The 8,884-nt window shown below is 36.1% G+C and carries 6 protein-coding genes; 1 reads left to right on the top strand and 5 read right to left on the bottom strand.

The features are described from left to right. Positions 1–587: 587 nt before the first annotated feature. The 5 genes from csaB to HGPG_RS01080 form a co-directional block, all read right to left on the bottom strand. Entirely contained in the window at positions 588–1,703 is a 1,116-nt protein-coding gene (gene csaB / locus HGPG_RS01100) for a polysaccharide pyruvyl transferase CsaB (RefSeq protein ID WP_019124203.1), read from the bottom strand. Between the two features lie 25 nt (positions 1,704–1,728). Beyond that, a complete protein-coding gene (locus HGPG_RS01095) occupies positions 1,729–3,102 on the bottom strand; it encodes an O-antigen ligase family protein (protein ID WP_019124202.1) in 1,374 nt (457 codons plus the stop codon). Then, positions 3,096–3,551, bottom strand: a complete 456-nt coding sequence (locus tag HGPG_RS01090; RefSeq protein WP_019124201.1) for a hypothetical protein — start codon at positions 3,549–3,551, stop codon at positions 3,096–3,098. Before HGPG_RS01090 ends, HGPG_RS01095 begins: the two co-directional genes overlap by 7 nt. 93 nt (positions 3,552–3,644) lie before the next feature. Continuing rightward, complete coding sequence (locus HGPG_RS01085) at positions 3,645–4,133, bottom strand: DUF4330 domain-containing protein (protein ID WP_019124200.1); 489 nt, start codon at positions 4,131–4,133, stop codon at positions 3,645–3,647. Beyond that, positions 4,120–5,256: a glycosyltransferase family 4 protein gene (locus HGPG_RS01080; RefSeq protein WP_019124199.1), complete on the bottom strand. Its 1,137-nt coding sequence runs from the start codon at positions 5,254–5,256 to the stop codon at positions 4,120–4,122. The genes HGPG_RS01085 and HGPG_RS01080 overlap by 14 nt, the downstream gene beginning before the upstream one ends. A 323-nt stretch (positions 5,257–5,579) precedes the next feature. Between HGPG_RS01080 and carB the strand changes: the two genes are divergently transcribed. After that, complete coding sequence (gene carB / locus HGPG_RS01075) at positions 5,580–8,783, top strand: carbamoyl-phosphate synthase large subunit (protein ID WP_019124198.1); 3,204 nt, start codon at positions 5,580–5,582, stop codon at positions 8,781–8,783. Positions 8,784–8,884 lie beyond the last annotated feature (101 nt).

Raw genomic sequence — 8,884 nt, 5'->3', positions numbered from 1 at the left:
AATTTTTTCCACTTTAAAATCCTAAGTTTTCTTGGATTTGCAAGCTTTTGTCAAGGGTTTAATACCCCCCCCCAGTAAATTTTGTATTTATTTTATACAATCTTTTAATAGTTTTCTTGTAGTATTATATGTTCTTTATTCTATACTTTAACAAGCATATTCATTTCAGCATCTATTCATCTATAATTTTCTTTAGTTTTTTTATTATTTTTGGCTAAAAAACGCTTTTCTAAAAATTTTTTGCTGAAAGGAATCTTACAAAAATTTAGATGTATTGATTTTATTTAATATTTTGTTTTAAGCAATGGTTTTTTATTCTTTAATTTTCTTATTTTAAGATTTTTAATTTTTTCAAAAAAATTTTTTATTAATTAGCTCTTTTTATCTTTTTATTTTTAAATTTTTATCTACCGAAGAAGTTATAAAGAGTTCATAAAACATTTTGTAATTAAAAAGAACATGGTGACTTGATTTTTAAGTATGTTTTTCCTTATCAGTCATTTCTTCTATTGTCTTTATATGTTTTCAGGCAAAAAAAGAGAGTAAATCTCTGTTACTCTCTCCATTTTTTTATTTAATTTTCAAGCCTATTTTTCGCCCAAGAGTCTTAGGGCTATATCTACATTTTTCTTGGACTCTTGACGCATTTTTTCTGTATTTTCTCCCAACACTTGTCGCCTTTCTTCCAAATTATCAAGAGCCAGCAAGGTTTTTTCATATAATTCTTCTGTTGTGAAATCTTCTACATCTACAGCTTCTTTTATGCCAAGTTCTTCAACCATGGCTTCAACCTTTGGGTCATAAATTATGCCCACCATGGGAAGATTTACGCTGGCTGCATAGACAAGTGAGTGAAGGCGCATGGCTGCAAGGAGCCTTAGTTTTTTGAAGATGCCCATGAGTTCGCCTGCTGAATAGGTATTTTCTATTAGCATGACTTTTTCTTTGTGGTTGCACTTTTCTGCTACTTCTCTTGAATAGACATTGTCCCTTGGTGTGTGGAAGGGCACAAGCAAGATGTCGTAGCCTGCTTCTATTAAGAGGTCAATGGTCTTTGCAAATTTTTCTTTTATTGTTTCGTCTTTTTTGTGGTCTCTTATGCAAAATCCCAATGTCTTTTCTGTTATTTTTATGCCTTCATCTCTTAAGATCTCCTCAACCCTATCTTGATCTGCTGCCTTTAGGGTAAAGACTGGGTCTGCTGTCACTTCTATATTTTTATTTGTCACTCCCAAATCTCTTACGAAGTCGTAGGATAGTTTGTCACGAAGGGTGATGTAGTCAACTTTATTTAGGACTCTCTTGGTCAAAATTCTATTTTTTCTCTTGTCAATGGGTCCTATGCCGTTGGCGTAGACGCAAACTTTTTTCCCCAGCATCTTCGCCAATATTATCACTGAGAGATAGTAGATTATGCTCCTAGTTGAGGTTATGTCCTGAAGAAGGGAGCCGCCGCCTGATAGGAGGAGGTCTGCGTTCTTTAGTGCTGAAATAAGTTCTGGTAATGAAAATCTATTTACTGCATCTATGCCGTAAACTTTTTTTGTCTTCTCAGGATTTTTTGAAAGTGCTGTCATTTTTATTTCAAAATTTTCTCTATTTAGTTTTTTAAAGTCTTCTACCATGGCTTTTAAGATGGCATCGTCGCCAGAGTTGTCAAAGCCAAAGTATCCTGATACTACAATTTTTTTCATACCATTCATTTTATCACTCTGTTATTGGTTTTCTTTATACTGTGTTTTTGCTTGCTGTGTTTATATTTTCTAGATCTTCTGAATTTATTTGGCTTAGGATTTCTCTTTCAGCTTTTTCTACTTTTATGGCTGTAAATATTATGCCAAGGACAATCCAGAAGGTAAATATTATTCTCGGAATGTAGAGGAAGTGCTCTACAAGTCCATGACCCATGATGCCAATGATGCTGGCAAAGAGTCCTGCTCCAAGGTACTTGAAATACTTGTCCTCTGATTTTACTAGATTTACATAGGCGTATTTTAGGGTGGACAAAAGTAGCAACATGAAGAAGATAAATCCTATTAAGCCAATTTCTGCTGCCACTTCAAGATAGGTGTTGTGGGCATGGTAGATGGGCATGGTCCTGATGTATCTCTCAAAGGTGTCCTTGAAGGGCATATAGCCAAAGCCAACGCCTGCTACGATGTTGTCTCTTATGACATCTTTTGTTATTTGCCAAATTTTTATCCTATATAGGTTTGATGTGTCCACTGTTGAGCCAATGGAGGTGATCCTGTCTAGGACCTTTTGTGGCAAGAATGCCAGTCCTCCAAGAATTATTGGCACTCCTAGTAATAGCAGTCTCTTATCTACTAAGAGGACAAAGGCAAGGGCTGCAAGGGCAATTCCTACCCAGCCACCTCTTGACAGTGTCATGACTATGCAAAGTAGGAGTATGCCTGTTGAGGCTGCAAAGAGAAATTTCTTCCTCATGGACTTTGTGTACCAAGTTATTCCTACTGCTATTGGTGTGATTAGGACCAAGTATTCTGCCAAAATATTTGGATTGAAAAATACTGAGTAAACTCTAACTGCAATGTCTGTGTTATTTTCTGTGTCAAGCCACTCTGGCCTCATTTGCACTCCCGTAAAGTATTGGACTACTCCAAGTAGGGCAACTACAAGGGCTGACAAAAGTAGTGTTGACACAAAGGCATTGAGCTCGCCCTTGGTCTTTATGGAATTTGTCATGGCAAATAAAAAGGATATGCCTGCTGCATTTAGTGCCAAGTCACGAACTGAGCCTGATGGGTCAATGGATGTTATTGTTGAAAAAACTATTATAAAGGCAAATATTGCTATGGGCACTGTCCTTTCGCCCACTGTGAAACTTTCCTTGTAGAGAAAGGTCCTTAGTAGGACAAAAAATCCCATGGAAAGGAGCATTATTAGTCCTAAGGCATCGGGCACAAAGGGATATAAAAAGGCTGATGCGAAAAGTCCAATTTTTATGTCGTGGATGACTAAAAGGAGTCCGCTTACGCCCACAAAGGCTACCAAAAATAGTTTTGTCCCCAAGAAATAATAAATTAGGCTTAGGAAAACTGCAGACAAAAGTATAAAATTAATTTTTTTTGATTTTACCACCAGCTTTCACCGCCTTCATCTAGTTTAAAGAAAGATGTAAAAAATTCTAGGACCTTGGAACCCTTTATTATGTCCATGTACTTGCCCTTTAAGAGGGAAAGTATTATCCCAAGTACAATAAAGGCAAGTGGCAAAATTATCTTCGCCCTTAAAATTACTGAAAGTATCAGTGTTAAGATTCCAGTGTAAAAGGTGATGTTTGAAATCATGCCTGCGATTTCGTCAAAATCTTCAAGGGACTTAAAGGCTGAGCCAAGGAAAAAGGAATGTTTAATCAGTGGCACAAAGATCCTGCCCAAAAAATTCATAAATTTTTCTATTAAGTTAAAAAGTCCTCTATAAATTCTATAGATAAAGGATTTTGCAAATAAAACTTTTTCGCCTGCTAGGACTTTTTTTGTCTTTGAATTTGCAAAGTTTTCTGCTAGAGGTTTTCTAATAAAACCCATAATCCTCTTTGTCTGTGAACTCTCATAGTAGGCAGAAAAGGACCTGTGGATTTTATTTAGAAAGCTTATAGTTAATGAATTAATAGTGATCACCTAGTTCTTTACTTCAACGCCAAGTATTGTCATAAATGTTGTTATGGACTTATTTTTTATTCTCATCTCTGCACCGATTCTCACTTGTTCAGTGCCAACTTGATAAAAATCTTGTGTTTCCTTGACATCTGCGTCTATTGTAATAATTACTCTGAACTTGCCAGGTACTTCTGCATTGTAAAATTTGCCTTGGTATTCTGTCTTGTCCTTGTAGGGTTCAACTTCAGCTGTGGCAATTTTGCCTATTAAAGTTCCCTTGTCGTAGTCGTAGATTGGATCGCCAACTTTTATGTTATTGGCAGTTACATCTCTTACATCTTTAACTTCTGCAGTGATGACACCCTTTTTTGTTGTTGCTTCACCAACTGCTGCCTTGTTGCCAAATCTCTTTACTCCCACCATTACAAGTGCAAGTAATAAAATTATTACTAATAAATCGACTATGTTAATTAGTCCAAAAAGTCTGCCCCTTTTGTCAATTATCTTCATTTTTTCCTCCCCTTAATATTTCATCGTAAATTTCTTTTTGTCTTTCTCCCATGGATTCATGAGAATATTTTTCTACTACTTCTTTTTTTATGTTGTCGCCAAGTTCCTTTAGTTTGTCTCTCTTGTCATAGAGGTCCAAAAGGTATCTGGAAAGGGACTTGTAATTTCCCACTGGGAATAAGTATCCAGTGTAATCGTCCTTTATGATCTCTGGTATGCCGCCAGTCTTTGTGGAAACTGTAGGCACAGCTAGCATTGCTGCTTCAAGAATTACATAGGGAAAGGACTCGGAAATGCTGGTTAAGACATTTATGTCTATGGCGTTAAAGAAGGAATACTTGTCCCTTACAAAGCCAAGGAAGTAAATATTCTTTTCTATGCCAAAGGACTTAGCCATTTCTTCAAGCTTTTTCTTTTCGTCGCCATCTCCTGCTATTAAAAATATAATGTCTGGGTTTACTTCTAGGCTTTCCTTGCAAGCTTTTATAAAGGTTTCATGGTCCTTTACCTTATCTAGCCTGGCTGCTATTCCCACCAAGAGCTCGCCATTGTAGTTGATCTTATATTTTTCCAAGAAAGCAGTCTTTGGGATGTACTCTATTTTTTCTTCTGTGTCTATGCCGTTATAGAGGACATGAATTTTATCCCTGTCAAAGCCTCTATCCACTAGCATTTTTTTGAAATTGTCACTTACGCAAATGTAGTGATCAAATTTTTTTAAGGACATCTTATTTAAAGTCGTGTAAATTAAATTTTTGTAAAATGAGTCCTTGAAGTCAAGCATGTAATCTGAATGGATAGTTGTGACCATGGGGACTTTTATTTTCTTTTTTAAAAACATGCAAATAAAATTAGCTCGCGCTCCATGGGCGTGGACTAAGTCGTACTTGCCATTATTTATTTCGTCACTTAATTTAGAAACGACGGAAAGGTCTGATCTCTTTTCTTGTGGATAGACTTCTATGTCGATGCCTCTCTCCTTTGCTTCGTCATAAAAGGTGTCTTTTATGAAGCAAATGATTTTGGTTTCGACTTTGCCAGATAAGCCTTTCATAAGCGTAAAGATATGGGTCTTTGCGCCACCTGTGTCGCCGCCACTAATTAAATGGAGAACTTTTGTCATAACTTCTCCTCCTTATCTTTCTTATTATACAATAAATTCTAAATAATTTTAACTCTTTTGTTGGACAATATAAGTGATGAGGATTCTCTACATATTATTCTAAATTTTTGTGAGAAGTTTTATAAATTTTTTCTTAAAAAGTTCTTGCATTTTTTTTGTAAAAGTGATTTAATAATAAAGACAAAAAAATAGAAAATCAGTCCAAGGACTGACGCAAAATCATGTCCTTGTGCATGATTTTTTTTTGAGCAAATTTAATACCTTAAATTTTTTTTGCCCATTTTTAAGAATGTTTGATCTTTTATTTGGAAAAGGAGAAAAAAATGCCAAGAGATAATTCGATTAAGAAGACGCTAGTAATAGGATCTGGTCCCATTGTTATAGGACAAGCTGCTGAGTTTGACTACTCAGGCACACAAGCTTGCGAAACTTTAAAAAAGAATGGTGTAGAAACTGTTCTTGTGAACTCAAACCCTGCTACTATTATGACAGACAAGGGTATTGCCGATAAAATTTATATCGAGCCAATAACTATTTCCTTTATAGAAAAAATTATTGAAAAGGAAAGACCTGATTCCCTTATTGCAGGCATGGGCGGACAAACTGGTCTTAACATGACCCTAGAACTAGACAAGCGTGGAATTTTAGATAAATACGGAATAAAAATTATAGGTACTGACATTGAAGCTATAAAAAAAGGCGAAGACAGAGATATTTTTAGAAATACTATGAAGGAAATTGGCGAGCCAATTATCCAGTCTGAAATTGCAACTACCCTTGAAGAAGGAAAGGTCCTTGCTGAAAAAATTGGCTACCCATTAGTTATTAGACCTGCCTACACACTTGGCGGAACTGGCGGCGGCTTTGCCTATGACGAAGAAGAACTTGAAGAAGTTTTATCTCACGGCCTAAGCCTTAGCCCAGTAAATGAATGTCTTCTTGAAAAATCTATTCGTGGTTGGATGGAAATTGAATTTGAAGTTATAAGAGATGCAGCTGGCGAAAAAATTATTGTCTGCGACATGGAAAATGTGGACCCAGTTGGTGTTCACACTGGCGACTCTATTGTAGTTGCTCCTTGCCAAAGCCTTGACAAGGATGTGCTACAAAAATTAAAAAATGCAGCCCTAAATATTGTTGAAAATGTAAATGTTGTTGGCGCTTGTAATGTTCAACTTGCCTTAAATCCTGAAACTTTGGACTACGCAGTTATCGAAATCAATCCAAGAGTTTCTCGTTCCTCTGCCCTTGCATCAAAGGCAACAGGTTATCCAATTGCAAGAATTGCAACAAAGATTGCCCTTGGCTTTAACCTTTCTGAAATCGAAAATGAAACTACTGGCGAAACAATAGAAAACTATGAACCACACTGCAATTATGTTGTTGTTAAAATTCCTAAATGGCCTTTTGACAAGTTCAAATTTGCAAATAGAAAACTTGGCACAAAGATGATGGCAACTGGCGAAGTTATGTCAATTGGCTCTTCCTTTGAAGAAGCTCTCATGAAGGGAATTAGGTCACTTGAAATTTCTAAATTCTCTCTTGAATCAAAATTCTCTGAAGAAAGAACTACTGAAGAATTAAAGAAGAGAATTAAATTCCCTGACGACGAAAGACTTTTTGATGTTGCTGAAATTATGAGGCGTGGACTTTCCATTGAACTCATCCACGACATAACTGGCATTGACCTTTACTTCTTGGAAAAAATTGAAAACATAGTTCGTGAAGAAGAAAATCTTAAAAAGTTAAGCCTTGACACAATGACTCCTGATGAACTTGCTAAACTTAAAAAACTTGGCTTCTCTGATAAGACTATTGCCAAGGCCCTTGGCGTAGATATGGAAGATGTAATTGAACTCCGTGAAAAAAATAAAATTCTTCCAAATTACAGAAGAGTTGATACTTCCCCATTTAGAAAGAATGGCGCTTACTATTACTCAACTTATGAAAATACAGACGAAAATATAATATCAGACAAGAAAAAAATAATCGTAATTGGATCTGGACCTATTAGGATTGGTCAAGGAATTGAATTTGACTACTGCAGCGTTCACGCAATTAAGGCCCTAATAAAAATGGGCATAGAAACAGTGACAATTAACAACAACCCAGAAACTGTTTCAACAGACTTTGACACATCAGACAAACTTTACTTCGAGCCACTTACTGAAGAAGAAGTTAAATCTATAATCGAAATAGAAAAACCAATGGGAGTTATCCTTGCCTTTGGTGGACAAACTGCCATTAAGCTTGCAAAATATCTTCACTCACAAAAAATCAACATCTTGGGAACTGACTTTGAAGACATAGACAGGGCTGAAGACAGAGAAAAATTTGACGAAATGCTTGAAGAGTTAAAGATCAATAGACCAAAGGGACATGGAGTCTTTACTGTTAAAGAAGGACTTGATGCTGCAAAGGAACTTGGCTATCCACTACTTGTAAGACCTTCCTATGTACTTGGTGGACAAGGAATGCAAATAACTTATGACGAAGAAAGTTTGAAAACTTATTTGCAAAGTGCCTTCGAAAGAGATGCAGTTAACCCAGTTTTAATCGACAAGTATTTAGTTGGTCGTGAAATCGAAGTTGACGCAATTTCAGATGGCGAAGATGTCTTAATTCCTGGCATCATGGAACACCTTGAAAGAGCAGGAGTTCACTCTGGCGACTCAATAACAATTTATCCAAGCCTTCACATCTCAGATGCTATAAAGGCAAAAATCTTAGACTACACAAAGAAAATTGCCAAGGCACTTCATGTAAAGGGCATGATCAACATTCAATTCATAGAATACAAAAATGACCTATACATCATAGAAGTAAACCCTCGTGCATCAAGAACTGTGCCTTACATCTCAAAGGTTTCTGGTGTGCCAATAGTTGACCTAGCAACAAAGACTATGCTTGGCGAAAAACTAAAAGACCTTGGCTATGGAGTAGACATCTACAAAGAGCCTAAGCTAATGGCAGTAAAAGTTCCAGTCTTTTCTATGTCAAAACTAAACAGAGTAGAAATCTCTCTTGGACCTGAAATGAAATCTACAGGCGAAGTCCTTGGCGTTGGAAAAGATATTGACGAAGCTCTTTTCAAAGGCTTCTTGGCATCAGGATCAGCAATAGAAAATGAAGTTTCAACTGTCCTTGCAACAGTAAATGACAATGATAAGAAAGAATTTATAGAAATCGCAAAGACTATGAAGGACTTGGGCTACAAATTTATAGCAACTAAGGGAACTTGCCAGCTTCTTAAAGAAGAAGGCATTGATGCAAGAGAAATTGGAAAGATAAATGACCCAAGACCAAATATCTTAGATGTAATAAGAAATGGCGAAATCGACATTGTTGTCAACACTCCAACAAGAGGTGGCGACTCAACAAGAGATGGCTTCAAGATTAGAAGAATGGCAACAGAATATGGCATCGATATAGTAACATCACTTGACACCCTAGCAGCAAGAGTAGCCGTAAAAAATAAAAAATTCCACGAAGAAAACATGGATATATATGACATCTCAGAATTTTAAAGAATTTAATGAAAAATAATTTTATAAATTAGGACAAAAAATTAGCCTTGGTGTAGGAACATCAAGGCTTTTTCTATTTATTAGTAATTATTTTCTAAGGC

The organism is Peptoniphilus grossensis ph5 (assembly GCF_000311825.1).
Lineage (GTDB): Bacteria > Bacillota > Clostridia > Tissierellales > Peptoniphilaceae > Peptoniphilus_A > Peptoniphilus_A hominis.
This window is presented reverse-complemented; position numbering and strand designations above follow the sequence as displayed.